This window comes from Pseudothioclava arenosa (genome assembly GCF_002358085.1).
Taxonomy (GTDB): domain Bacteria; phylum Pseudomonadota; class Alphaproteobacteria; order Rhodobacterales; family Rhodobacteraceae; genus Pseudothioclava; species Pseudothioclava arenosa.
In genome coordinates, this window is the sequence record NZ_NTJD01000004.1 from 281620 (window position 1) to 307761 (window position 26142).

At 64.6% G+C, this 26142-nt stretch carries 23 protein-coding genes, 1 tRNA gene and 2 pseudogenes; 11 read left to right on the forward strand and 15 right to left on the reverse strand.

Going from position 1 to position 26142, the window contains the following annotated elements; all coding sequences use genetic code 11:
- Nucleotides 1-86 precede the first annotated feature (86 nt).
- The 4 genes from CLN94_RS07545 to recA all read right to left on the reverse strand — a co-directional run bounded on the left by CLN94_RS07545 (nucleotide 87) and on the right by recA (nucleotide 5137).
- On the reverse strand, nucleotides 87-881 hold the full coding sequence (locus CLN94_RS07545) for a class II glutamine amidotransferase (protein WP_096432747.1): 795 nt from the start codon (nucleotides 879-881) through the stop codon (nucleotides 87-89).
- 88 nt (nucleotides 882-969) lie between these two features.
- Nucleotides 970-1260 (reverse strand): DUF1330 domain-containing protein, encoded by a 291-nt coding sequence (locus tag CLN94_RS07550; protein WP_096432749.1) that lies wholly within the window; start codon nucleotides 1258-1260, stop codon nucleotides 970-972.
- The gene (gene alaS / locus CLN94_RS07555) at nucleotides 1260-3914 is read right to left on the reverse strand and encodes an alanine--tRNA ligase (protein ID WP_096432751.1); all 2655 of its coding nucleotides are present in this window, start codon (nucleotides 3912-3914) and stop codon (nucleotides 1260-1262) included. The genes CLN94_RS07550 and alaS overlap by 1 nt, the downstream gene beginning before the upstream one ends.
- Before the next feature lie 155 nt (nucleotides 3915-4069).
- Entirely contained in the window at nucleotides 4070-5137 is a 1068-nt protein-coding gene (recA, locus tag CLN94_RS07560) for a recombinase RecA (protein WP_096432753.1), read from the reverse strand.
- A 207-nt stretch (nucleotides 5138-5344) separates the two neighbouring features.
- On the opposite strand from recA, the gene CLN94_RS07565 reads away from it, so the two are divergent.
- A complete protein-coding gene (locus CLN94_RS07565; protein WP_096432755.1) occupies nucleotides 5345-5938 on the forward strand; it encodes a hypothetical protein in 594 nt (197 codons plus the stop codon).
- Between the two features lie 20 nt (nucleotides 5939-5958).
- Here the strand turns inward: CLN94_RS07565 and CLN94_RS07570 are convergent, their stop codons facing one another.
- From CLN94_RS07570 to CLN94_RS07600, 7 genes are all read right to left on the reverse strand, one after another.
- Nucleotides 5959-8271, reverse strand: coding sequence for an ATP-binding protein (locus CLN94_RS07570; protein WP_245845146.1), 2313 nt, complete (start codon nucleotides 8269-8271; stop codon nucleotides 5959-5961).
- 116 nt (nucleotides 8272-8387) lie between these two features.
- A complete protein-coding gene (locus CLN94_RS07575) occupies nucleotides 8388-9560 on the reverse strand; it encodes an RsmB/NOP family class I SAM-dependent RNA methyltransferase (protein WP_096432759.1) in 1173 nt (390 codons plus the stop codon).
- An 85-nt stretch (nucleotides 9561-9645) separates the two neighbouring features.
- Nucleotides 9646-11301, reverse strand: a complete 1656-nt coding sequence (locus CLN94_RS07580) for a cation acetate symporter (RefSeq protein ID WP_096432761.1) — start codon at nucleotides 11299-11301, stop codon at nucleotides 9646-9648.
- Between the two features lie 10 nt (nucleotides 11302-11311).
- Complete coding sequence (locus CLN94_RS07585) at nucleotides 11312-11608, reverse strand: DUF485 domain-containing protein (protein WP_096432763.1); 297 nt, start codon at nucleotides 11606-11608, stop codon at nucleotides 11312-11314.
- 351 nt (nucleotides 11609-11959) lie between these two features.
- Nucleotides 11960-13408: an IMP dehydrogenase gene (guaB, locus tag CLN94_RS07590; protein ID WP_096432765.1), complete on the reverse strand. Its 1449-nt coding sequence runs from the start codon at nucleotides 13406-13408 to the stop codon at nucleotides 11960-11962.
- Nucleotides 13409-13476: 68 nt separating this feature from the next.
- Nucleotides 13477-14451, reverse strand: coding sequence for a TDT family transporter (locus CLN94_RS07595; protein ID WP_096432767.1), 975 nt, complete (start codon nucleotides 14449-14451; stop codon nucleotides 13477-13479).
- A gap of 77 nt (nucleotides 14452-14528) precedes the next feature.
- Entirely contained in the window at nucleotides 14529-15434 is a 906-nt protein-coding gene (locus CLN94_RS07600) for a GNAT family N-acetyltransferase (RefSeq protein WP_179300265.1), read from the reverse strand.
- Between the two features lie 68 nt (nucleotides 15435-15502).
- Between CLN94_RS07600 and CLN94_RS13985 the strand changes: the two genes are divergently transcribed.
- From CLN94_RS13985 to CLN94_RS07630, 7 genes are all read left to right on the forward strand, one after another.
- Entirely contained in the window at nucleotides 15503-15796 is a 294-nt protein-coding gene (locus CLN94_RS13985) for a hypothetical protein (protein WP_179300266.1), read from the forward strand.
- A 51-nt stretch (nucleotides 15797-15847) separates the two neighbouring features.
- The gene (locus tag CLN94_RS07605; RefSeq protein WP_096432771.1) at nucleotides 15848-16963 is read left to right on the forward strand and encodes an outer membrane protein transport protein; all 1116 of its coding nucleotides are present in this window, start codon (nucleotides 15848-15850) and stop codon (nucleotides 16961-16963) included.
- A gap of 140 nt (nucleotides 16964-17103) precedes the next feature.
- Nucleotides 17104-17976 (forward strand): DMT family transporter, encoded by an 873-nt coding sequence (locus tag CLN94_RS07610; RefSeq protein WP_245845148.1) that lies wholly within the window; start codon nucleotides 17104-17106, stop codon nucleotides 17974-17976.
- 52 nt (nucleotides 17977-18028) lie between these two features.
- Nucleotides 18029-18883, forward strand: coding sequence for an ATPase (locus CLN94_RS07615; RefSeq protein ID WP_096432775.1), 855 nt, complete (start codon nucleotides 18029-18031; stop codon nucleotides 18881-18883).
- Nucleotides 18884-18926: 43 nt separating this feature from the next.
- Nucleotides 18927-19847 carry a homoserine O-acetyltransferase MetA gene (gene metA, locus CLN94_RS07620; protein WP_096432777.1) on the forward strand — a complete coding sequence of 307 codons (921 nt, stop codon included), beginning with the start codon at nucleotides 18927-18929 and terminating at the stop codon, nucleotides 19845-19847.
- Nucleotides 19848-20018: 171 nt separating this feature from the next.
- Nucleotides 20019-20888: a polyphosphate kinase 2 gene (gene ppk2 / locus CLN94_RS07625; RefSeq protein WP_096432856.1), complete on the forward strand. Its 870-nt coding sequence runs from the start codon at nucleotides 20019-20021 to the stop codon at nucleotides 20886-20888.
- Entirely contained in the window at nucleotides 20881-21498 is a 618-nt protein-coding gene (locus tag CLN94_RS07630) for a TetR/AcrR family transcriptional regulator (RefSeq protein ID WP_096432779.1), read from the forward strand. Before ppk2 ends, CLN94_RS07630 begins: the two co-directional genes overlap by 8 nt.
- Here CLN94_RS07630 and CLN94_RS07635 read toward each other — a convergent pair.
- Nucleotides 21495-22106 carry a LysE family translocator gene (locus CLN94_RS07635; RefSeq protein WP_096432781.1) on the reverse strand — a complete coding sequence of 204 codons (612 nt, stop codon included), beginning with the start codon at nucleotides 22104-22106 and terminating at the stop codon, nucleotides 21495-21497. The two genes, CLN94_RS07630 and CLN94_RS07635, sit on opposite strands and share 4 nt — an antisense overlap.
- Complete coding sequence (locus CLN94_RS07640; RefSeq protein WP_096432858.1) at nucleotides 22106-22555, reverse strand: Lrp/AsnC family transcriptional regulator; 450 nt, start codon at nucleotides 22553-22555, stop codon at nucleotides 22106-22108. The genes CLN94_RS07635 and CLN94_RS07640 overlap by 1 nt, the downstream gene beginning before the upstream one ends.
- A gap of 300 nt (nucleotides 22556-22855) precedes the next feature.
- Here CLN94_RS07640 and CLN94_RS07645 point away from each other — a divergent pair, with 300 nt between their 5' ends.
- Entirely contained in the window at nucleotides 22856-23602 is a 747-nt protein-coding gene (locus CLN94_RS07645) for an SDR family oxidoreductase (protein WP_096432783.1), read from the forward strand.
- Here CLN94_RS07645 and CLN94_RS07650 read toward each other — a convergent pair whose 3' ends face one another.
- Nucleotides 23603-24454 (reverse strand): DUF2059 domain-containing protein, encoded by an 852-nt coding sequence (locus CLN94_RS07650; RefSeq protein ID WP_096432785.1) that lies wholly within the window; start codon nucleotides 24452-24454, stop codon nucleotides 23603-23605.
- A gap of 164 nt (nucleotides 24455-24618) precedes the next feature.
- On the opposite strand from CLN94_RS07650, the gene CLN94_RS07655 reads away from it, so the two are divergent.
- Together CLN94_RS07655 and CLN94_RS14130 are read left to right on the forward strand one after the other, a co-directional pair.
- Nucleotides 24619-24708: transfer RNA gene (locus tag CLN94_RS07655), tRNA-Ser, on the forward strand.
- Between the two features lie 601 nt (nucleotides 24709-25309).
- Nucleotides 25310-25957: pseudogene (locus CLN94_RS14130) on the forward strand (phage integrase SAM-like domain-containing protein); the annotation flags it as partial.
- Between the two features lie 53 nt (nucleotides 25958-26010).
- Here the strand turns inward: CLN94_RS14130 and CLN94_RS14135 are convergent.
- Nucleotides 26011-26142, reverse strand: a pseudogene (locus CLN94_RS14135) (IS3 family transposase); the annotation flags it as partial.

Genomic DNA, 26142 nt, shown 5'->3' on the forward strand with positions numbered 1-26142 from the left:
CGGATGTCAGCCGAAAATAATGCAAATCTGGGTGCGGATCGTCGTCATGGGGAGGTGATAGCGCGCGGGCGCCCGCTTGCCAAGCGTCAGGCGGCCGCAGCCTTGGCGCAGGGCACGAATTCCGAGATCTCGACCGCGTCGCGGGTAAAGCGGCAGAAGGAGTTGGCGGGCACCTCGATCCAGTCGCCCCCGTCGCTTTCCAGGGGCTCCGAGACCACGGCGCGGCCCGCGCGGCTGTCGGACCAGCGGTGATAGAGCGAAGGCGCAAACTCATCCGAGGCATAGCGGATCGCGTAAAGGCTTTCGCCATCGGAAAACGCCGCCGTCAGCCGCAGATGCGGGGCGGTGCCACGCGCGCGGCTGATCGCCTCGAACCGCGCGGCGGCGCGTTCCATCGCGGCTTTCGGGTCGGCATCAAGCCCCTCGGCCAGCGCCACCAGGAACAGCGCCTCGGAATCGGTCGCGCCCTTGCGGTGGGCATAAAGCGCCTCGCAGATCATCATCTCGGCGTCGCGGCGGAAGGCGTCATAGCCACCGATCTGGCCGTTATGCATGAAGCTCCAGCGCCCGACGACGAAAGGATGGCAATTGTTGCGGCTGGTCGCAGTGCCCGTCGAGGCCCGCACATGGGCCAGGAACAGCGGAGATTTCACCTGCGCGGTCAAGGACTTGAGGTTCGGGTCCGACCAGGCGGGCATGACATCGCGATACAGCCCCGGCTCAGCCCGCTCGCCATACCACGCCAGCCCGAAACCGTCGGCATTGATCTGGGTGTGGCATTGCGTGGCGCAATGGCTCTGATGGATCAGCGAGTGCCCCGGCCTGCTGACGATATCCTCAAGAAAGATCGGCTGTCCGATATAGGCGGCCCAACGGCACATGCTCTGCCCCAATCAGGCGGTTGGCTCCGCCCCGGTGTAACGCGAAAGGATCACCTTCACGTTAACCGATCCGGGGCGGCGCGAAAAGTCAGGCATTCGCCTCGATGATCACGAGGTCGCGCTCGGACGCGCCCTGCGCATAGCTCAGCGCCTCCTGGTATTCAGGCGAGTTGTAGCAGGCCAGCGCCGCCTCCATCGAGGGGAAGCGCGTCACAACATGGCGCTGGCGCTCGGTGCCCTCAAGCTGCTGATAGCGGCTGGCACGGGCGAGAAACTCGCCGCCATGGGCCGCAATCGCGCCCGTCGCGCGCTTGGCATATTCGCCGTAGCGCTCGGGGTCGGTGACGGTGACATGGGCGATCCAATAGGCTTCGGGCATCAGAGCTCTCCTGCGATGACGGCCTTGACCGCGGCGACGGCCTCGTCGGCCTTGGAGGGGTCGGCGCCGCCGGCCTGCGCCATGTCGGGGCGGCCACCGCCACCCTTGCCGCCAAGCGCGGCAGCCGCCGCCTTGACCATGTCGACCGCGCTGATCACCCCGGTCTTGTCCGCGGTCACGCCAGCCGCGACCGCGGCCTTGCCGCCGGTATCGGCCACGACCAGCACCGCGCCCGAGCCGATGCGCGCCTTCAGCTCATCGACGAGGGGCGGCAGGTCTTTGCCGGTGACGCCCGAAACGACCTGAGCAATGAACTTCAAGCCATTGATATCAATCGCTTCCGGCCCACCAGAGGCACCACCGCCCATGGCCAGCTCGCGGCGCAGTTGCGCGACTTCATTGGCCAGCGCCTTGCGCTCGTCGGCCAGCGCCTTGACGCGGTCAGCGACCTCGGCCGCCGAGGTTTTCAGCGTCGCCGCCACCTCTTGCAGCCGCGCATTCTGCGCGTTCAGGTGATCCAGCGCGGCCTGACCGGTCAGCGCCTCGAAGCGGCGCACACCTGCCGAAGAGGCGCTGTCGCCAAGCGCAACAAAGGCGCCAATGTCACCGGTGCGCTTCACATGGGTGCCGCCGCAGAGTTCGAGCGAATAGGTCTTGCCATCGGCGCCCTTGCCCGAGCCGAGCAATTCACCCATCGACACCACGCGCACCTCGTCGCCGTATTTCTCGCCAAACAGCGCCTGCGCACCGAGCGCGCGGGCGTCATCGGGGGTCATGATCCGGGTATCGACCGGGCTGTTCTGGCGGATGAACTCGTTCACCTCAGCCTCGACCTGCGCGATTTCCTCTGCGCTCATCGACTTGGCGTGGCTGAAGTCGAAGCGCAGACGGTCCTCCGCATTCAACGAGCCCTTCTGCGCGACGTGATCGCCAAGCGCGCGGCGCAGCGCCTCGTGCAAGAGGTGCGTGGCCGAGTGGTTCGCCCGGATCGCCGAACGGCGACGGTGGTCGACCTCAAGCTTCGCCGGCTGGCCGCGCGAAATCTCGCCCTCGGTCACATCCGCGAGGTGGATGAACACGCCCGCGACCTTCTTGGTGTCACGCACCATGGCCAGCCCGGTTTCGGTGCGGATAAAGCCCGCATCGCCCACCTGACCACCCGATTCCGCGTAGAACGGCGTCTGGTTGACGACGATCTGCACCTCGCCCTTGGCACTGGCGACATCCGCGCCGTCCACCACCAGTGCCACGATCTGGCCCTCGGCCTCCTCGGTGTCATAGCCGAGGAATTCGGTCACGCCCTTCTCTTCGGCGATGTCATACCAGATCGTCGCGTCCTGGGTTTCGCCCGAGCCCGCCCAGGCCGCGCGCGCCTTGGCCTTTTGCTCGGCCATCGCCGCGTCAAAGCCCGAAGTGTCGACCTCGCGCGATTTCTCGCGCAGCGCATCCTGCGTCAGGTCGAGCGGGAAGCCATAGGTGTCATAGAGCTTGAAGGCCGCCTCGCCCGGCAGCGCCGCCCCTTCGGGCAGCTTGGCCAACTCGTCATCCAAGAGCTTCAGGCCACGATCGAGCGTGGTCTTGAAGCGGGTTTCCTCGAGCTTCAGCGTCTCTTCGATGAGCGCCTGCGCCCGGCCCAGTTCCGGATAGGCCGCGCCCATCTGGCGCACCAGCGCCGGCACCAGCTTGTGCATCACCGGGTCTTTCGCGCCCAGAAGATGCGCGTGGCGCATCGCGCGGCGCATGATCCGGCGCAGCACATAGCCGCGCCCGTCGTTCGAGGGCATCACCCCATCCGCGATCAGGAACGAGGTCGAGCGCAGGTGGTCCGCGATCACGCGGTGATGCACGTTGCCCGGCCCGTCCGGGTCCTGGCTGGTCGCGTTGGCCGAGGCCTCGATCAGCGCGCGCATCAGATCGGTGTCGTAGTTGTCGTGCTTGCCCTGCAACAGCGCGCCGATCCGCTCAAGCCCCATGCCGGTGTCGATCGACTGCATGTCGAGCGCGCGCATCGAGCCATCCTCGAACTGCTCGTTTTGCATGAACACGACGTTCCAGATCTCGATGAAGCGGTCGCCGTCTTCCTCGGCGGAGCCGGGCGGGCCGCCCCAGATGTGGTCGCCGTGGTCGTAGAAAATCTCGGTGCAGGGACCGCAGGGGCCCGTCGGCCCCATCTGCCAGAAGTTGTCCGAGGTCGCGATGCGGATGATCCGATCCTCCGGCACGCCAACTTTCTTCCAGATTTCAAAGGCTTCGTCGTCGGTGTGATAGACCGTGGTCAGCAGCCGCTTGGGATCGATGCCGAAGTCCTTGGTGATCAGTTCCCAGGCGAAGGGGATCGCCTCGGTCTTGAAATAATCGCCAAAGCTGAAGTTGCCGAGCATCTCGAAGAAGGTGTGGTGGCGCGCGGTATAGCCGACGTTGTCGAGGTCATTGTGCTTGCCGCCCGCGCGCACGCATTTCTGCGCGGTGGTGGCGCGGACATAGTCGCGCTTTTCCAGCCCGGTGAAGCAGTTCTTGAACTGCACCATGCCCGAGTTGGTGAACATCAGCGTCGGGTCGTTGCGCGGCACCAGGGGCGAGCTGTCGACGACGCGGTGGCCGTTGCGCTCGAAGAAATTCAGGAAGGTGGAACGGATCTCGTTCAGGCTGGGCATGTGTCTTGGCCTCATCGGGGGCGGTTTTGCCTCGTTTAGCGCCCCCACCCTGCCCTGTCCAGAAAGCAAACCGCCAAAGCCCGGTTCGGGCCCAAAAACAAGGCGGCCGGAACACGCCCGGCCGCCCTATTGGCACATTCTGCGCCCGCCTGACCTTACTCTTCGGTCAGCGTTTCGTCATCTTCCGAGCCGCCGAAATCGAGCCCGTGGCTGGCACGGATCTTGTCCTCGATCTCATAGGCCATGTCGGGATTGTCGCGCAGGAACTGTTTCGCGTTCTCGCGGCCCTGGCCGATGCGCTCGTCGCCGTAGGAATACCACGCGCCCGATTTGTCGACGACCCCGGCCTTGACGCCGAGATCAATCAGCTCGCCCACCTTCGAGATGCCCTCGCCATACATGATGTCGAACTCGACCTGCTTGAAGGGTGGCGCGACCTTGTTTTTCACGACTTTCACGCGGGTCTGGTTGCCCACCACCTCGTCGCGATCCTTGATCGCGCCGATGCGGCGGATATCGAGGCGCACCGAGGCGTAGAATTTCAGCGCGTTGCCGCCCGAGGTGGTCTCGGGCGAGCCGAACATCACGCCGATCTTCATGCGGATCTGGTTGATGAAGATCACCATGCAGTTCGAGCGCCCGATCGAGGCGGTCAGCTTGCGCATCGCCTGGCTCATCAGCCGGGCCTGCGCCCCCACGGTATGATCGCCCATGTCGCCTTCGATCTCGGCCTTGGGCGTCAGCGCCGCGACCGAGTCAACGACCACAAGGCTCACCGCGCCCGAACGCACCAGCGTGTCGACGATTTCCAGCGCCTGTTCACCGGTATCGGGCTGCGAGATCAGCAGCTCATCAAGGTCCACGCCCAGCTTGCGCGCATAGCTCGGGTCGAGCGCGTGTTCGGCGTCGACAAAGGCACAAACGCCACCCTTTTTCTGTTCTTCCGCAATGGCATGCAGCGTCAGCGTGGTCTTGCCCGAGCTTTCCGGCCCGTAGATTTCCACGATCCGCCCCTTCGGCAAGCCGCCGATGCCAAGCGCGATATCAAGCCCCAGCGACCCGGTCGACGTCGCCTCGATCTCGGCGGCCGGATTGTCGCCGCCAAGCTTCATGATCGACCCTTTGCCGAATTGCCGCTCGATCTGCGCGAGCGCCGATTCAAGGGCCCGCTGCTTGTCCGCACTCTGTTTGTCTTTCATCTCGAAAAGGCCCGCTGCTGCCATGATTTCCCATCCTTATCCCATAGAGCGAGCGACTTTGGCAATCGCCGGCGCCCAGAATATGTTTCTCTTTTGTTCTTACGTCTTGTTATGAGGACAAAATATGAACATTTCAACTCAAATCTTTTACCGAGCTTAGAAGCGAGTTGGTTAAAGAAAGGTTTACCCTCGCCCGGCGACTGGCTATCAAGGACGAAAAAGGCAAGCAGCATGCTAATTTTCTGGGATCAGCGACTGGTTTTTCTGGCAACCCCGAAGGCGGGATCGAGCGCGGTCGAGGTTGCACTCGACTCACTTGCCGCAGTTTCCGTCACCCGCCCGGAACCGCTCAAGCATATGAGCGCGCGCGATTTCGCCACCCATCTGGCTCCCTACATCACGTCTCAAGCCGGAGAGCCGTTTACCACCGTCGCGCTCATGCGCGAACCGATCGACTGGCTTCGGTCCTGGTATCGCTTCGTTCAGAGGGATGATTTCGAAAATCCAGACCATCCTCTAAATGGCTTGAGCTTCGAGATGTTCGTGCAGGACTTCATCTCGACGACACCGCCCAAACATGCGCGCATCCTGCGCCAGCACGAATTCCTGACCGACGCCACCGGCACCCCCGTCGTCGATCGCATCTTTCGTTACGAAGCCATGGATGACTTCGTCCATTTCCTCGAGGACATGCTCGATTGCGCGATCACCTTGCCGCGCGTGAACGTTCCGCCTGCGGTCGAAACAAGCCTCTCGCGGGAAACCGAAGAACGGCTTCGTGAGGCGATGTCGGACGATTTCGCACTGTACCAAAGCCTGAACTGATCAGGCAGGTTTCGACGCGCCTAGGCGATCTGGTTCTGCACCGTCGCCGTCAGCTCGGTCAGCGAAAACGGCTTGGGCAGGAATGTTGAGTTGGGAACCGGCTTGCGCCCCTCCTGAAACACATCCTCGGCATAGCCCGAAATGAACACAACCGCAGTTCCGGGCCGCAGTTCGAGTGCCTTGGAAACCCAGGTCGGCCCATCCATCCCCGGCATGATGACATCGGTAACAAAGACATCGACTGGCATTTCGCTGCTTTGCACGAGATCAAGGGCGTCCTCGCCACTCTCGGCCTCGAGAACCGTGTAGCCGCGCAGCTTGAGTGCTCTGGCGGCGAAAGCACGCACCGGGGCCTCATCCTCGACCAGAAGAACCGTCGCGGTTCCGGAAGATGTCGTTTGCGGCGCGGAAGGCTCGTCCCCCTCCTCCTCACCCGCGACAATATCCGAAAGACGGTCATAGGCCGGCAGATAGATCGAAAATGCCGTGCCGGACCCGACAACGGAATCACAAAAGATATACCCGCCAGTCTGCTTGACGATCCCGTAAGCAGTCGACAGGCCCAGCCCCGTTCCCTCGCCTGCACGTTTGGTGGTGAAGAACGGCTCGAAGATCTTGCTGATCTTGTCGGGCGCGATCCCCGTGCCTTCGTCACTTACTTTCACAACGACATAATCGCCCTTCGGCACCGCCGCGCGGTCGCGTTCAAGATCCTGCTCAAGATGCTCATTCAGGGTTTCGATGCGGATTTCGCCACCGCCGGGCATGGCGTCGCGGGCATTGACGACGAGGTTCATGATCACTTGCTCAAGTTGCCGCTTGTCGGCCCGGATCGGACGCAAATCGGGGTCGTGCACAAGCGTCAGCGCGACCTTTTCGCCAACGAGCCGGTTCAGCAGATGGGTCAGGTCAGAGAGCGTATCGCGCAGGTCGATCACCCGTGGTTTCAGGGTCTGCTTGCGCGAAAAGGCCAGAAGCTGCCCGACCAGAGAGGCCGCGCGATTGGCGTTCTGACTGATCTGTTCGAGATCCGCAAAATCAGGGTCGGCCTTGTCATGGCGCAGCATGAGCAGGTCGCAATGGCCCGAGATCGCCGTCAGCAGGTTGTTGAAATCATGCGCGACGCCACCCGCAAGCTGGCCGATCGCCTGCATCTTCTGGCTTTGCACGAATTGCGCCTCGAGAGTCTTGAGCTGCGTCGCATCCGATAGCACCGCAATCAGCCCGGCCCTACCGCCTTCGACGACGCGCGCAAGCGTGACCTGCAAGAACACCTCCTTGTCGCCACGACGCGCGCGCAGAACTTCGGGGCGCCGCTCGACCCGGCCCGACAGGGCATCCGCGACCCAGTCATTCACCGGCCGCCCGAGCCCCTCGAACAGATCCGAAAGCCGGGTTTCCGGCTTGATCTTGCCCAGCAGCGCGCGCGCGGCCCGGTTGACCACGACAACCGTGCCATCGCCCGCAAGCCGCATCAAAGCCACGGGCAGGGACTCGAACCCGTCAAAATCCTGCGCCGCATCTGGCACCTCGCTTGCAGGCAGGAGATAGATTTCATTCCGCCCGCCTCCGCCCTCAAGCTCGACGACAAGCGCGCGCGCCGTTCCGGTCGGAGTGCGGATTTCATGCCCCTCGCCCGAGCGCAGCGGCAGATCGGTGAAGATCCGATCGAGCGAGCGCACCCGCTCCCCAACCACACGCCGCATCGCCTCGTTCATGAACAGGATCATCCCGGATTTCGAGGCGGTCATCATCGGCAGGCTGATGGTTTCGGCCCCGCGCCCGCCGGTGGGCCGCTCGCTCATTTCCTCAAGCCGCCAGAGAAACCCTTCATCCTCGATCGCGTGGACCGACAGCCGGACATGGCCGCGCCGCGTAACCAGGTCCTCGCGCGCGGCGCCAAGCGCGGTCGCCTTGGCCTGGAGCCGGATGATCACCGAAGACGGGCTCGCAAACAGCTCGGCCAGCGCCCGCGCCAGCGTCTGCCCGCCGCGCGAGCCGAAACGCTCCAGCGCGGCATGGTTCTGAAAGCCGATCTCACCCTCGGTATCGGTGGTGAAGGAAGGCGCGGCGTCATGGGCGATGAAGCTTGCGAGTTGTTCATGCAGCTTTTCGCGGCGCCCGCGCTGGCGCGTGGAGGCAAACCGCAGCACACCCGCCAGGACCAGAAAGGCGCCCGCCACACTGAGCAACACAAGCGACAGCACCGGATCGGACAGATAGACCCCGATCGCCCCCGCCAACACCGCCAGGATAATCAGGTACCCCGCCCCCGGTGCCAGGAGCGCGGCGGTCCGGCTCAGCGGCTGAAGCGGCAAATCCGAATGTGCCAAATGACTGCTCCTTCCCAGAATCGCCTCTATTTGCGGGCATAAGGGCTTAAGGTCGGCTTAACGGCCGCAAACTCAACCTACGGGCGAGTCATTTCAGGAGCAATCTTTATTGCGCGTCAGGCGCGATCAAGCAGCGCGAGGTAGAACCCGTCGCCATCCGGTCCGGGCAGCCAACGCTGGTCAAACCGCGCGATCCAGCCTTCGGAGGCGCCAAATTCATTGATCTGGAGACGGTTTTCGACCTCGAAGAGCGAGCAGGTCATATAGGCCAGCGCGCCGCCGGGCGCGACCAGCGCCGCCGCCTTGCGCAAGATCTCGGCCTGCAGAGCGACCAGCGCGTCGAGGCGCTCTTGCGTCAGCCGCCATTTCGCCTCAGGCGTGCGCCGCCAGGTGCCCGAGCCGGAACAGGGCGCATCCACCACAACCAGCGCGTGATCGCCGCCGGGGCGCCCGGGGGCGCGGGTCTCGATGCGCAGACCGGCGCGCTCGGCGCGCGGCGCGATATCGCGCATGCGCGCGGCGTCGACGTCATGGGCAAGGATGCGCGCCTGCGGCCAGGCGGCGGCCAGTGCCAGCGCCTTGCCGCCGCCGCCTGCGCAATAATCCAGCACCGTTCCTTGCGGCGCTGGCAGCGCCTCGGTCAGCGCGGCGATCGCGGCCTGCGAGCTGGCATCCTGCAACTCGATCAGACCGTCGCGATAGGCCGCCGAGGACTGGATCTTGCGCGCGCCCTGCGTGGCTTCAAGCGCGGTCGCGACCGTGGCATGGGCGCGGGTCGTAAACCCCTCGGCCTTGAGGTTTTGCTGCGCCTCGGCGCGGGTCGCGCGCAGGGTGTTGACGCGCAGCCAGACCGGAGCGCGAGCGCGCATCGCGGCGCTCACCGCCGGGTAATCGCCGCCCAGTTCCGCCAGCAGACACGGGCGCATCCATTCGGGCCAGTCCGCGCTGTCGAGATCGGCGGACACAGGGGCGGATTGCGCGGCCAGCTCGGCCTCGGAGAGCGGCGCGGGGGCGAAACGCTCGCCCGTGAACAGGCCCTCGGGCGCCACGCCTTGCGCGCGCAGAAGTCCAAGCATCAGCCCCCGGCCCGTCAAGGCCCCGCCAAGCGCCGCGAAAGACCCCCGGCAGCGCAGCACATCATAGACATGATCGCGAATGGCCGCGCGGTCGCCCGAGCCCGCGAAACGGTTCGCGCGCGCCCAGTTGGTCAGCTCGCGCTCAGCCGGCGCCCCGGCAAGAACGCGGTCCAGAATCTCGATGGCGGCGGAAAGGCGGGCGGCTGGCGTCATGGCGCGGGTCTACCGCCACGGGCGGGCGCGCGCAAATGAAAAGGCCCCGCTTGCGCGGGGCCCTTCCGGAGAGGAAAGGAGTGCCTCAGTGCGACACGGCCCCCGCCGCGCCCAGCCCGGTTTCCGAGCGCACGAATTGCGCATCGAACCCGGCACGGTCGATCTCGGCGCGTTTCGAGCGGTCGGTGATCGAGAAGAACCAGATCCCGAAGAAGGCCGCGCCCATCGAGAACAGCGCATATTGCGACCAGGGGAAGATCGCCTTCTCGAAGCCCAGCACCGAGACCCAGACCAGCGGCCCGGTCACCACCAGCACGATCGACGTGAGCAAGCCCAGCAGACCGCCCATGAAAGCGCCGCGCGTGGTCATCTTGCGCCAGAAGATCGACATGAACAGCACCGGGAAGTTGACCGAAGCCGCGAGACCGAAGGCCAGACCCACCATGAAGGCGATGTTCTGGTTCTCGAAGGCGAGACCCAGCACGATGGCCAGCACGCCGAGCACCAGCGTGGCAATGCGCGACACGCGCATCTCGGCCTTGTCCGAAGCCGCGCCCTTCTTGATCACATTGGCGTAAAGGTCATGCGCGACCGCCGAGGCCCCCGACAGCGCCAGCCCCGAGACCACCGCAAGGATCGTCGCGAAAGCCACCGCCGAGATGAAGCCGAGGAAGATATTCCCGCCCACGGCCTTCGACAGGTGGATCGCCGCCATATTGCCGCCGCCGGTGATCGCGCCATCGGTCAAGAACTCGGGGTTGGTGCCCACGAGCGTCATCGCCAGGAAGCCGATCGTCACCGTCAGCACGAAGAAATAGGCGATGAACCCGGTGGCGTAGAATACCGATTTGCGGGCCTCTTTCGCGTCGGGCACGGTGAAGAAGCGCATCAGGATATGCGGCAGGCCAGCCGGGCCAAACATCAGCGCCAGCGCCAGCGAAATCCCCGAGAGCGGGTCGGTCACTAGCGACGTCGGCTGACGGATCGCCTCGTGCTTGGCGTGGTTTTCGATCGCCGCCTGCATCATCGCCTCGGGGCTGAAGCCGAATTGCGCGAGCCCCAGCAGCACCAGAACCGTCGCCCCCGACAGAAGCAGCACCGCTTTCACGATCTGCACCCAGGTCGTCGCCAACATGCCCCCGAAGGTCACGTAGAGCATCATCAAGACACCCACGAGGATCACCGCGTAGCTGTAGGGCAGCCCGAACAGAAGCTGGATCAGCTTGCCCGCGCCGACCATCTGCGCGATCAGATAGAACACCACCACCGAGAGCGCCCCAAAGGCCGAGAGCGTGCGGATGCGCGTCTGCTCGAGGCGGAAGGACGAAATGTCGGAGAAGGTGTATTTACCAAGGTTCCGCAGGCGCTCGGCAATCATGAACAGGATGAAGGGCCAGCCCACGGTGAAGCCCACCGTATAGACGACACCATCGACACCCTTGGCAAAGACCATGCCCGACACACCCAGAAAGGCCGCCGCCGACATGTAGTCGCCCGCAATCGCCAGCCCGTTCTGGAAGCCGGTGATGCCCCCGCCCGCCGTGTAGAAATCCGAGGTCGACTTGGTGCGTTTCGCCGCCCAGCCGGTCAGGAAAAGCGTCGCGATCACGAAGAACAGGAACATCCCGATGGCGGTCCAGTTCGTCGGCTGGCGCTGCACCTCGCCCTCGATCGCGTCCCCCGCAGCATAGGCCACCGAGGCCAGAGCCGTCAGCCCGAAGGCCAGAAGAATACGTTTCATGCGGGCCTCCTCAGTTGCGCAGAGCTTCGCGCGAGAGCGCGTCGAATTCGCCATTGGCGCGGCGGGTGTAGATACCCGTCATCACGAAGGCGAAGGCCTGCACCACCCAGCCCAGGATCAGGCCGATCGCCCAGCTCGTGCCCGAGATCGGGGTGCCGAAGGCATCGGGGGCAAAGATCGCAAAGCCGATGAAAGCCGCATAAACCACCAGCACGACCACGGTCAGCGTGCGGGCGAAACGATTTCGCTTGGCCACAAGTTCATGGAACTTGGGGTTGGCGAGGATCTTTTCCTGAATGGGGTCCATTCATTCCTCCTTGAACAGATGGCCCCGGTTACCTGTGCGGAAACATCCGCGAAAGCTTTTGTTAGGTTTCCGCAACAAAATGTTCCAGCCGCGGCACGGCATCGTATACCAAAGTATGCATAATCGCGCTCGCGGCGAAGATTCTTTGCAAAGCCATTGATTTCGCAAAGCTTTCCTGCGACAGCCTGTCGCAGGCAACAGCCTGAATTCGCACCGGAAAACCGCCGGACTCGAATCGAATCCGCCGATCGTCCGCTCTGCGGTTCGCAAACGTTCCCGGATGTTCCAGTTGCCGCGCCCAAAGAAAAACCCCGCCGAAGCGGGGCTTTTCGATCAGCCTGTCAGGCCCGGTCAGCCGATGCGGTAGTTCGGGCTCTCGCGGGTGATCTGCACGTCATGGACGTGGCTTTCCTTGAGCCCCGCGCCGGTGATGCGCACGAAGTTGCAGCCGCCGCGCATGCCCGCGACCGTGCCGTGGCCGGTGTAGCCCATCGCCGCGCGCAACCCGCCGACCATCTGGTGCAGCACTGCCGAAACCGGGCCCTTGTAGGGCACCTGCCCCTCGATGCCCTCGGGCACGAGCTTGTCCGAGGCCGCGTCTTTCTGGAAATAGCGGTCGGCCGAGCCGCGCGCCATCGCCCCAAGCGAGCCCATGCCGCGATAGGATTTGTAGCTGCGGCCCTGATAAAGGATTACCTCGCCCGGGGATTCATCGGTGCCCGCGATCGCCGAGCCGACCATCGCGCAGCTAGCGCCCGCCGCGATCGCCTTGGCAAAATCGCCCGAGAACTTGATGCCGCCATCGGCGATGATCGGCACATCGCCCGCGCCAGAGCAGGCATCCATGATCGCCGAAAGCTGCGGCACGCCGACGCCCGCGACGATCCGCGTGGTGCAGATCGAGCCCGGGCCGATGCCGACCTTGACCGCATCCGCCCCCGCGCCGATCAGCGCGCGCGCGGCCTCGGCGGTGGCGACGTTACCGGCCACGACCTCGACATTCGCGTTGAACGCCTTGACCCGCTCGACCGCCTTCGCCACGCCTTCCGAGTGGCCATGCGCAGTGTCGATCACGATCAGGTCGCAGCCCGCCTCGATCAGCGCGCAGCTGCGCTCGAACCCGGCATCGCCCACAGTCGAGGCGGCAGCGGCGCGCAGGCGGCCCTTGTCATCCTTGCAGGCCAGCGGGTGCAGCACCGACTGCTCGCTGTCCTTGAGCGTCAGCAGCCCGGTCAGATGCCCTGCCGCATCGGTGACCAGCAGCTTTTCGATCCGGCGCGCCTTCATCAACTGCATCGCCTCGTCGCGATCGGCGGGCTCTTGCAGGATGGCGAGGTTATCCTTGGTCATCATCGCCGAGACCGGCGTACGGTCATCCGAGGCAAAGCGCATGTCGCGGTTGGTGACGATGCCCACGACGCGGTTTTCCGCATCGACCACCGGGAAGCCCGAGACGTTATACCGCTCGACCAGCGCCTTGGCGTCGGCCAGCGTCTGCTCGGCGCGCAGCGTGATCGGGTTGTAGACGATGCCGCTTTCAAAGCGTTTCACCCGGCTGACCTCGGCGGCCTGCTGTTCGACGGTCAGGTTGCGGTGGATCACGCCCATGCCGCCTGCCTGCGCCATCGCGATCGCCATCTTGGCCTCGGTCACGGTGTCCATCGCCGAGGAGATCAGCGGGATGTTCAGGCGGATCTTGCGGGTCACGAAGGTCGAGACATCGGCATCAGACGGCAGCACCGAAGAGGCGGCCGGAACCAGAAGCACGTCGTCGAAGGTGAGGGCCTCACGAATCTGCATGGGGGATCTCCGTGGCAGGGAACGATTGGCACGTCCCCATTTCACGCAATCCCCCGAAAAGCAACCCCTCAGGCCGACGCAGCGTTGGTTTTTATCGCAAGCTGCCCAGAGGCCCATTGCTTGAGAATTTTAAAGGCGATCGGCGGAATGGCGAGCGTCGCCGCCACCAGCAGGAGCGCACCGGGCATCTGCCACACGCTACCCATTGCCATCCAGAAATTCGCGAGCGCCGCCAAGGGGAAGGTCAGCGCCCCCCAGAGCGGCGAGAAGCCCGAGGACAGGAGCCACTTGCCCGCCATCACCAGCGCCAGCGCGATGCCAAGCCCCACCACCGCCATCGCCAGCGCGATGGCGCCAAAGCCGAAGCCCTGCGCCACCATGCCACAGAGCGCCGCCGGCGCGACATGGATCGCCAGCAAGGGGCGCAGGGGCGCGGGCACGGTTTCGCGGGTCATCTGCACGGCCTGCACCGCCCAGATCACCAGTGCCAGCGCCAGCGCGATCCAGAACAAGGGCAGCGCCAGCGCATCAAGCATCAGCGATTGCGCGACCAGCGCCGCGATGATCCAGCCGACGAAGGCCAAGTGGAACACCGGGCTGACCCGGCGTTGCTCCTTCGGGCCGGAGGCGAAAGCGTAAAGCAGCGCGCCGGTATAGGCGGCATGAATCGCAAGCCCCGCAAACAGGATCGCCTTGGCCAGCCCCGGCGCCAGCGGCACGAAGATTCCCGCGATCAGATAGACACAGAGCACCGCCGCCGCCGCGCCCGCGCGCCCGGGCAGAATGCGCAGCTCGTCGATCAGCACCGCCGGGCGGCGCCCGATCTTGACCATATAGGTCAGGAGCGCGAAGGCCGCCAACAGCGTCACCGCCCCCGCCAGCGCATCGGCCAGCCCCTGCGGCAGGCCGAACACCCCTGCCCCGCGCCGCCACGCGAGCGACAGCCCCAACAGCCCCATGATCGGCGGAAAGATCGCCGGCGGCACGCGCCGCCACAGCCCTTTGGGCGTCGGGTTTGGGGCCTTGAACTTCATCCCATGCATGCGCGCGCTCTCCTGTCTGGTGCCGCGCCCTTGTGCCCGAATTCCTCCGCCAAGAAAAGCGCCGCCCGCGCGACCGATCATCGCGTCAGCTGCGGCAAAACCAGCGTCGTCGCGCCCAGCGACCGCGCGACCGCCCCGGTGCCGAGCTTGAAACGCATCCGCCCCGCGCCCGCCTGCGAGTCGATATCGCCCAGGTCGAGCACCCGCGCCCCGGCCTGCCGCAGCCGCAGCGCCGTCTGCCACAACAGCAGGTTATGCGCGCCCAGCCGCCGCCCCTCCTCGCTGGTCCAGCCCGCGTGATAGCTGGCCGCCGCGCCATGGCGCAAAAACACGACACCGGCAACGATCCCGCCCTGCCCCGCCCGCGCCGTCAGACACAGAAGCGCGCCCGGCCGCGCAATCTCCCAGGCGCGGACGAAATCGGGCGGCAGGGCCCGATAGCCGCGCGCCTTTTGCTGCGCCGCCTCGCGCGCCAGCACGACGCCCGGATCCTCGCGCCGCTCGATCACCAGCCCCGCCCGCTCGGCCTGCGCAAGCCGATTGCGCCATTTCTGTTCAAGCCCCGCGCGCAAGGCCCCGGGCTCGGGAGCCAGCGACCAGAGCGCGTGATGGCGCGCCGTCACCAAGGGCAGCAGCCCGCGCCCGGCCAGTGGCCTGTCGGGCGTTGCAACCAGCACCCCCGGCACGCGCCGCGCGAGGCCACGCAAAAGCGCGACCTCGGTCTCGGCGGGAAGACCCGGCGCGACGACAACCCCGCGCGAGGCGAGCCACAGCCCCCAACGCCCGACGATCTGCGCCGCGGCGATCGGAGCCCCATCCCGACGCAGCACGAAGCGCCGCAGGCCCCGCCCGGCCCCTTCCGCAATCCGGCCCCAGGCGAAATCGGCCTGCATCGACCAGTCCTGTGCGGGCGCGAGACCGCCCAAAAGACGCCCCCAGGCGGGCTCCGCCCCATGCCATGTCTCGAAATCGAAATCTTCCATGACCCTGTTAAGCCATCTTTCACCTAATTCCCGGTTAATGGCCTTGAGCCCAGCTACCGGAGACCGAAATGGCCCACCCCATGCCCGAAATCCCGCCACCGCGCCCGACCCCATGGGCTGCATTGCTTGTCGCGCTGGGGCTGTCGGGATTATGGAGTGCCGCGCTCGGGATTCTTTTTTTTTGGCTGAAGTCACGCGCGGGTGACGTAACGGAAAACATGAATGAAATTAAACAGTTCGGTGCAGAATCGCGATGCGCGCGGCAAAACCGTGACCTACACGCAACAAGCGACCTTACGGCAACCAGGCGCAACCGCGACAAGACGCCACGTCACTTCGTATCGCAAATTGCAAGACAATAAGCGCCTGTTACGTTCGCGTCAGGGAATGAGGAATCCCAGGGAAGAGGACCAATGAAAAACACGATCACTCTGGCAGGCACGCTGGCGCTCGCAGCGACCGCCGCCACCGCGGGGGGCATCGAACGCGCGAACCAATCGGTTGGCATCCTGTTCGAGAAGGCCGATAATTACGCCGAATTCAGCTTTGGCGCATTCAATCCGGGCGTCTCGGGCGTCGGGCCGAATGCGACGCTGAGCGGGCTGACCGGTTCCGGCGACATGGCCGCGAATTACAACACGCTCTCGTTCGGCTTCAAGAAGTCGATCAACGAGAAGCTCGATTTCGCGCTGATCTACGACCAGCCGATCGGCGCCGATGTCGATTATTCGGCGGGCACCAACTATATCATCCAGGGCTCGACCGCCGAGATCAGCAGCGACTCACTGACCGCACTGCTGCGCTACAAGCTGCCCAACAACATCTCGCTGATCGGCGGCCTGCGCGCGCTGCGCACCGAGGGCACCGCCTCGCTGCTGCCGGGCTCGGCGCAATACGAGCTGCGCGTGAAGGGGGCCACCGATCTGGGCTATGTGCTCGGCGTCGCCTGGGAGAAACCCGAAATCGCCGCGCGTGTCGCGCTGACCTATAACTCGTCGATCACCCATGACTTCCAGGCCACCGAGGCCAGCGTCTACACCGGTGGCAACTTCATCGACGCCGACTTCACCACCGAGGTGCCGCAATCGGTGAACCTCGAGTTCCAGACCGGCGTCGCCAAGGATACGCTGCTGTTCGGCTCGGTGCGCTGGGTCGACTGGACCGCCTTCGAGATCGGGCCGGCCCATTACACCGCGCTCGACTATCCCTACAACCGGCCGCTGGTCTATTACACCAACGACGTGATCACCTACACGCTCGGCATGGGCCGCAAGTTCAACGACAACTGGTCGGCGGCGGTGATCTACGGCTACGAGAAGCACGAAGGCGACACCACCGGCAACCTCGGCCCGACCGACGGGTTCCAGTCGCTGGGCCTCGCCGCGACCTACACCAAGGACAACGTGAAGGTGACCGCGGGCGTGCGCTATGTCGACATCGGCAACGCCACCACGATCCCGAACATCTCGGCCTCGTTCAAGGACAACTCGGGCTGGGGCGCGGGCATCCGTGTCGGCTACAGCTTCTGAGCCAACCGGCCCCCGAAAACAGGAAAGCCCCGCCCCGGCGGGGCTTTCTTTGTATTCGGCACAAGTTCCGGGTGGTCGCGACCCCTTGGGCCCCGCTAGATGGGCCGATGACGGCAAAACCGCGCCCCGACCAACACAGCATGTCCCCCCTTGCCTGGGGGCTTTTGCTGTTGCTGGCGATGATCTGGGGCTCGTCGTTCCTGTCAAACCGCGCCGCCCTCGACGGGCTTGGCGTGTTCACCACGGTCACCATTCGAGTCACCGGGGGCGCGGCGCTGCTGTGGCTCTGGGTCGTGCTGCGCAAGATCCGCCTGCCGCGCAGCCCCGCGCGGATCTGGCAATTCCTGCTGATCGGCTTTTTCGCCAACGCCCTGCCGTTTTCGCTGATCGTCTGGGGCCAGCAGCATATCTCCTCGGGGCTCGCCTCGATCCTGAACGCCTCGGCGGCGATCTTCGGCGTGCTGATCGCGGCGCTGGTCTTCGTCGATGAACGGATGACCACGCGCAAGGCCTCGGGCGTGGCGCTGGGCTTCGCGGGCGTTGTGCTCGCGATCGGCGCCGAGGCGCTGGGCACGCTCGACCTGCGCGCGCTTGGGCAATGGGCGATCATCGGCTCGTCGCTGAGCTACGGCATCGGCGCGGCGCTGGCACGCAAGATGACAAAAGGCCTGCCGCATGAAGTGTCCGCCGCGGGCGCACTGACCGGGGCGGCGGCCTGGATGATCCCGCTGATGCTCTGGCGCGAGGGCGTACCCGACTTCGACTGGCCCGCTCACAGCTGGGCGGGCGTGATCTGGCTTGCCTTCGCCTGTTCGGCGCTGGCGTACCTCTTGTATTTCCGCGTGATGGAGCTGGCAGGCATGGCGAACCTGTCGCTGGTCGGCCTGCTGATCCCGCCATTTGCGATCGTCGCGGGCGCGCTGGCCTATGACGAGCGGCTGGGCCTCAACCAGCTGGCGGGCTTCGCGGTGATCGCGCTGGGGCTCCTGATCCTGCGCGAGCGCAAAGCCTAGTGACGCGCCCGCCCCCATCCGCTAAACCTGACCGCAATTCATGAGGTTGCGGATGATCTACAAAACGCGCGCAGAATGGCTGAACTCCAGCCGCAAACGGGTGCTGGTGTTCGGCATGTCGGGTCTGGGCAAGACCTATGTCAGCGCCATGCTGCGCGATCGCGGGTGGTTCCACTACTCGGTCGATTACCGCATCGGCACGCGCTACATGGGCGAGTATATCGCCGACAACTTCAAGCGCGAGGCAATGAAAGTGCCGCTTCTGCGCGAGCTGTTGCTGTCGGACTCGGTCTATATCGCCTCGAACATCACCTTCGAGAACCTCGCGCCGCTCTCGACCTATCTGGGCAAGCCCGGGTCGGAGGCGCGCGGCGGCCTGCCCTATGACGAATACCGTCGCCGTCAGCGCCAGCATTGCGCCGCCGAGACGGCCGCGCTGCTCGACACTGGCCATTTCATCGAGCGCGCCCGCGACATCTACCGGATTGACAATTTCGTCTGCGACACCGGCGGCTCGATCTGCGAGGTGGTTGACCCGAACGACCCGAAAGACCCGATCCTGACGCATCTCTCGCAGAACCTCCTGATGGTCTGGATCGAGGGCTCGGAGGCCCATACCGAGGAATTGGTGCGCCGCTTCGATCGCGCGCCGAAGCCGATGTATTATCAGGCCGAGTTCCTTGAGAAGAAATGGGTCGAATATCGCGTCAAGCGCGGCCTCAAGGAGGATGAGGTCGACCCCGACGATTTCGTCCGCTGGACCTACCGGCAGGCGCTGGAGCACCGCCAGCCGCGCTACCGCGCGATTGCGCAGAACTGGGGCATCACGGTGAAGGCCGAAGAGGTCGCCCTTGTCCGCGACGAAAAGGATTTTACATCCCTGTTGGCGGAAAAGCTTCCCGCCTGACCCGAACAAACTTTAACTTCGGTCGATAAAGGATTGAATTACAATGCCGATCACGCTTCCTGAAAACCTCCCCGCCTTCGACATCCTGTCGCGGGAAGGCGTGATGGTGATGACGCCCGAGCGTGCGGCGCGCCAGGAGATCCGCCCGCTGCGGATCGGCTTGCTCAATCTGATGCCGAAGAAGATCCAGACCGAGAACCAGTTCGCCCGGCTGATCGGCGCGACGCCGATCCAGATTGATTTTCAGCTGATCCGGATGTCCGAGCATCAGACGAAAAACACTGCCGCCGAGCATATGGAAACCTTTTATCGGCCCTTCGCCGAGGTCGAAGCCTCGGGCGAGAAATTCGACGGGCTGATCATCACCGGCGCCCCGATCGAGCAGATCCCCTTCGAGGAGGTCACCTATTGGGACGAGATCGAGCGGGTTTTTGACTGGACGCAAACCCATGTGTTTTCCACCTTCGGCGTGTGCTGGGGCGGCATGGCGATGGCCTATCATTTCCACGGCATCCAGAAGCATCCGCTGGCACACAAGGCCTTTGGCTGTTTCCGCCACCGCAATCTCGCGCCCGCCTCGCCCTATCTGCGCGGGTTCTCGGATGACGTGCTGGTGCCGGTCAGCCGCTGGACCGAGATGCACCAGGACGAGATCGACGCCGCGGGGCTGAAGACGCTGATCGCCTCGGACGAGACCGGGCCGTGCCTCGTTGAAGACCCGGAGCACCGCGCGCTCTATATCTTCAACCATTTCGAATATGACAGCTGCACGCTGAAGGAAGAATACGACCGCGATATCGAGGCTGGAAAACAGATCAACGTGCCGCTGAACTATTACCCCGAGGACGACCCGCGCCAGATGCCTTCCAACCGCTGGCGCAGCCATGCGCATCTGCTTTACGGCAACTGGATCAACCAGATCTATCAGGACACGCCCTACGAGCTGGCGCAGATCGGGGTGTGAGCCGCGCGGAGGGGGCGCTGCCCCCTCTTGGCTCACGCCAATTCACCCCCGGAGTATTTCCGGCTCGATGAAGGGCCGGGCCTGAGTGCTTGCGGGGCGCAGGCGCACGATTATAGTGAAGCCAATTCACATTCCTGAGGCAGCGCGGAGAGAGCCATGTCCAAGGCCAAGATCGAGATCCCCTTTGTCGGCGACATCACGAAATTCCTTGCGACCGAGGCGCCGAAGGGCATTCGCAAGGCGATCGAAGAGGGCGACAAGGACGATATCCTCTCGGCCAGCTATCCCTATCGCGAAAAGCTCAAGCGCAAGGACTATGAGGCGCGGATGGAGGCCTTGCAGGTCGAGCTGGTCAAGATGCTCTGGGATCTGAAAGCGACGGGCAAGCGGCTGGTCGTGGTCTTTGAGGGGCGCGACGCGGCCGGCAAGGGCGGCACGATCGGGGTGATGCGGGAGAACCTGAACCCGCGCTCGGCCTATGTCGTGGCGCTGCCGAAACCGACCGAGCGCGAGGCCACGCAATGGTATTTTCAGCGCTATGTCGACTGGCTGCCGGCGGCGGGCGAGATCGCGATGTTCGACCGCTCGTGGTATAACCGGGGCGTGGTCGAGCATGTGTTCGGCTTTTGCACCCCCGCGCAGCGCGAGCATTTCTTTGCCCAACTGCCCGAGTTCGAGAAGATGCTGGTCGACGAGGGCGTGATCCTCGTCAAGCTCTGGCTGAACGTGGGGCGCGCCGAGCAACTGCGCCGCTTCCTCGCGCGCGAGCAGGACCCGCTCAAGCAATGGAAGCTGAGCTGGATCGACGTCGAGGGGCTGAAGAAATGGGACGCCTATTCCGAGGCGATCACCGAGACGCTCGGGCGCAGTTCGACCGCGCATGCGCCCTGGACGGTGATCCGCTCGGACGACAAGAAACGCGCGCGCATCGCGGCGATCCAGACCGTCCTGAATGCCATCGACTACGCGAAGAAGGACCGCCAAGCCATTGGCAAGGCAGATGAAATGATCTGCGGCGGGGTTGATCTGCTCGATGTCTAAGCGCGGCTACCATCACGGAAATCTGCGGCAGGCGCTGGTAGAGGCGGCACTGGGGCTGATCGAGGAAAAGGGGCCGACGGGCTTTACCCTCTCGGAGGCGGCCAAGATCGCGGGCGTGACCCCGGCCGCCGTCTATCGCCATTTCGAGGGGCGCGAGGCGCTGATCGTGGACTGTGCGCGCCAAGGCTATGCGATTTTCGCCGATCTGATGGAGCATGCCTGGAACGGCGGCAAACCCTCGGCGCTGGCGGCCTTTGGCGCGACGGGGCGGGCCTACCTCGCCTTCGCGCGGAAATATCCGGGCCATTACATGGCGATGTTCGAGGCGGGGCTCTCGCCCAACCGCGAACCCGCATTGGCGCCGCTGGCGGCGCGCGCGATGGGCGTGATGGAGGCGGCGACGGCGGCAATCACTGCACATCTGCCCGAAGATCGCCGCCCGCCGCCCGCCATGGTCGCAGCCCATATCTGGGCAATGAGCCATGGCGTGGTCGAGCTTTATGCGCGCGGCGAGCCCGGCGCGCGGGCGCCCTTTCCGCCGGCTGATCTGCTGGAAAGCGGCATCGGCATCTACCTGCGCGGGCTCGGGCTGATCGCGCCCGACGGCTAGAGCAGCACCCGCGCCAGCGACCAGAGGCCGAAGCCCCCCATCATCAGCGAGGAAAGCCGCGCCGTCCACAGCGCGAAGCTGTCGGGCAAGCGGTGATGCAGCGCCGCGACCAGCCCCGACAAAAACGCCCACCACAGCATCGAGCCAAGGAACACCCCCGCCACCACGGCAAGCGCGGCGCCGGTCGAGGCAGTCTCCGCCAGACCCAGCCCCGCGAAGATCGCGGCAAAGCTCAGCACCGTCGCGGGGTTGGCCATGGTCAGCGCAAAAGTCGTGGCGACAGTCGGCAAAAGCCCGCGCTGCGTCGGCGCCTTCGCGGCCTCGACCGCTTGCCCGCCGCGCGGCCAGCCCTTGATCGCCAGCCAGATCAGGAACCCGCCCCCCAAAAGCCCGAGCGGCAAGGAAATCCGTTCGAGCAGGGCCGCAAAGGCCGCAAAGCCCATCGCGGCGAGGCTCGCGTAAAGCCCGTCCGCCAACGCCGTGCCAAGCCCGCCAGCCAGCCCCGCCAGAAACCCTGATCTCAGCACCCGCTGGATACAAAGCGCCCCGATCGGACCGAGCGGCGCGGCAATCGCCAGACCTGTCAGCAAAGCCTTGAGAAACAGCATCACAACCCCCGCAAGATGACCGGCGGCTCGACCACCGCGGACAGTGACAACATGGTTTCCGAACGCTCAATCCAGCCTCCCGCCTTGAGCATTGATAGAAACGCTTCGAGCGCCTCCAGCCCCTCAAGGCGCAGCTGAATCAGATAGTTCCAGCCACCAGTGACGTGATGGCAGGCGGTGACTTCGGGGCGCCCGGCGATATCGGCGCGAAACGCCTCCTCCGAGATCCCGCGCGCCAGCGCCACGAACAGGAAAGCCAGCACCGGGCGCCCGAAGGCCGCCGGATCAAGATCCGCCCGAATGCCCCGGATCGCGCCGCGCTGGCGCAGTTTCTGAATCCGATCGTTCACCGCCGATGTCGAAAGCCCCACCCGCGCCGAAATCTCGGCCAGCGACAGGCGGGCATCCCCCATCAGGCAGGTGGCGATTTTACGGTCTATAGTGTCCATCTTCGGCATCTTTCCGGTAAATTCTGTTATCACCTCATATTCGCCCGGAGACTGTCGCCTGACAATCCCAGACGAGAGGCCCCGCAAACTTCCGTTGATTTTCCGGATCTGCGCATGGACCATCCCCGCAGGGCGGAAAATCTCCGGTGACGGCCTCGGTTTGGCGGGGCTTCAACCGGGCGCAACGCCAAAGTGACGTAACGTTCAGCAGATCACGACCCCGCCCCACAGCGCGCTTCGGACTTTACTTTTCGGGCGCTCGCGCATTTATTGAACACACGTTCAGTTTGGGAGGCATGAATGGAACTTCAGGGCTTGCGCGCGATCGTGACCGGCGGCGCTTCGGGGCTGGGTGCAGCAACCGCGCAATATCTGGCGGCGCAGGGCGCCAAGGTGACGATCTTCGATCTGGACGAGGCGCGCGGCACGGCGCTGGCCAACGAGATCGGCGGCAATTTTGCCCGCACCGACGTGACCAGCGAGGAAAGCGTGCAGGCAGCGATCACCACTGCCGTGGACGCAATGGGCGGCATTGATGCGCTGGTGAATTGCGCGGGCATCGCCACCGGCGAGCGTGTGGTGGGCCGCGATGGGCCGCACAGCCTCGAAGGCTTCGCGCGCACGATCAACATCAACCTCGTCGGCTCGTTCAACGTGCTGCGGCTTGCGGCGGCCGAGATGGCGAAGAACGAAGGCCCCGAGCGCGGCGCGATCGTCAACACCGCCTCGATCGCGGCCTTCGATGGGCAAAAGGGACAGGCCGCCTATGCCGCCTCGAAAGGCGGGATCGCGGGCATGACCCTGCCGCTGGCGCGCGACCTCGCGACCCAGGGCATCCGCGTCTGCGCCATCGCGCCGGGCATCTTCGCCACGCCGATGATGAAAGGCCTGCCGCAAGAGGTGCAGGACACGCTCGCCGCCGAAGTCACCTTCCCCAAGCGCCTTGGCGACCCCGAGGAATACGCGCGTCTTGCCGGTTTCCTGATTTCCTGCGGCTACATGAACGGCGAGGTGATCCGCCTCGACGGCGCGCTGCGGATGCGCTGATCAGAGCGACGACGCCATCATCCGCCGCGCAAGCGCATGGCCGAGCGCGGCGGAACTGGCGTTGAACACCCGGTCGAACCCGGCGAATTGCGCATGCAGCAGCGCCTGCCCCGCATCGGAGCGGGTAAACTCCAGCCAGTCTCGCAGCTCGGCTTCGGAGGCCGGCGCATAGGCCATCATCAGATAGGATTCGAGCCAGAGCGTGACCTCGTCGCGCAACGCGGGTTCTTCCGCGATCAACTCGGCAAGGATCTCGTCTTTCGACACCGGATAGGCATAGACCCCGCTCTCGGCCAAAGCGACCGAGAAGGCGAAATTCGTATTCAGCCCGCCGGCAACGTTTTCCTCGACCAATCCGGCCGCCGCGATCACATCGCGCACCAGCCCCAGGCGGGCGTCCTGCGCGGCCTCGGCCGCCTCCAGCGCCCCTTCAGCCGCCGCCTCGACGCGCGGGTCCAGAAGCGCCTCGCGCGCATCAAGTTCAAGGTCGATCATCCGCTGGCCGGTCTCGCTGGACAGGAAGCGCGTGATCTCGGGCAGAGGGTCATCTTTCAGCTCATCGGCCAGCACCGCCTCGAAGGCCGATTGGAGGCGCGCCGGATCGTGGATGCGCCGCACCTCGTCATGCCAGCCCGGATCGGCGCCGTTGCCAAGGAATTCGGCGCCCAGATCGCTTGCGTAATCCTCAGATTCGCGCCCGAGAATCGCAAAGAGACGCTCGACATGCAGCAATTGCGCCACCTGCCCCGGATCGGCACCCCATGCAGGCGCAGAAATCAGTGCCGCGCAAAGCGTCGCCGCTGCGGTCAGGGCCGAGAATCGGGGCGAAAATGGCGTAAAACAAGCGTGCATGCCCCTGCCCTAGCGCGCCCGCCAATGCTGCACCAGCAGCATTCTTGCAGCTCGGCAAAGATCTGCGCGCAGACCCGCGAAAAACCGGCAGAAATTTTCTCAAAACGGGGTTGCAAGCCGCTGCGCGCCGCTATAAATCCCCCCCTACCAAAGACCACCGATGCGGAGAGGTGCCGGAGCGGTCGAACGGGGCGGTCTCGAAAACCGTTGTGGGTGTGAGCCCACCCAGGGTTCGAATCCCTGTCTCTCCGCCACTTCCATTAAACCGTTGAAATAAAAACGTTTTTTGGAGAGATGTCCGAAGGCTCGTTGTCCGAACTGGACAACAAGAAGGCCACCAAAGAGGACATGCGCTATCTCAAACAACCCCGAGGCCCCGGCAAGAGCTGGGTATTTAAGATGGATACGCCCTCAGAGTTGATAGGCGTTCCGAACCCTTGGGATGGCAAACCGTTTCGCAAGGCAATCACCAGAGGGCTTGGCACCCGTCACCTCCCCACAGCCCGCAGACTGCGTGACATCGCGCTGGGCGACATCCGCAGGCTCCAAGATGGATTGAGGGAGGATAAAACCTTCACGCTCGCCTCAGCCCTCGAATGGCGTGAGATGGTCAAGGTGGCTCGCCGTGAAGCAGAGGAAGAAGGCGACCCCTTCAACGTCCCTGTCGAGTTCATCCTCAATGACAAGATAGAGGAAGCCGCCAAGCGCGGCGCAGCCCCACCCGAACAACTGAGACGTTTCGCTCTCGTTGCCTCCGGAGCAGGTTACCCGCTTACTCTCGCCCATGCGCAATACGTCGAAGCGCGTCGTGAAGGGAATCCCTACGGCTACGCACCATTGAAGCGCACCACAGTGATGAACCTCGACACGGCGATCAAGCACCTCCGCACGTTCCTCAAGGACGACACCAAGACCGCTTGCTTGGAGGGCGTTACACCCGAGGATGCGCGGCGCTTTCGTGACGTATACCTGCCCTCGGTGCGCAATCATCGAAGCCCTAACGGCCTTTCTGCGAAGACCATTGAGAAGAACACCACCCTCCTCAAACAGTTGTGGGTCTGGGCTATTGAAAGCGGCCACTTGGAAAAGACCACAGCAAACCCGTGGGAGTTCCCCAAAGGGCTGCGCAGGTCCAAGAACCGGGGAGAGCAGAAGCGGCAAGACTATCAGCCCAGCGAGTGCGCCGCACTGTTGAAGGCAACGACACGCGGAAGCAAGGAAGGCGATCTGATCCGCCTTGCCATCGCCACAGGCTGTCGCGCCGATGAAATCGCCACCATCACCACCGATCAAGCCCGCAAGGATGGGTCAGGCTTCTACATCACCGAGGGCAAGACCAAAAACGCCCGCCGCTTCATCCCCGTTGTGGGTGAGGCTCAGACGCTCCTGCAAGCCCGCATCGCAGCGCATGGCGCATCCGGCAGGGTGTTCCCCGAGTGGCCCATCAGACCTGCCTCAGGGAAGGCCGCAGCGGTTTCTCAGTGGTTCACTCGCTTCCGCCGCAAGGTGCTGGGCAAGGGAACCGATGACCGCTTGGCCCTTCACTCCACCCGTCACACATGGCGATACCCGAACCGACGCCGCGTGCTGGCGATCTCCTGCATCTCCTTGCGGATCTCGGCGCAGTCCGGCGGGCGTTCACGCCGGACTGCCTTGCGATCGACACCGACCAGCCTGCAGGCTCGGCG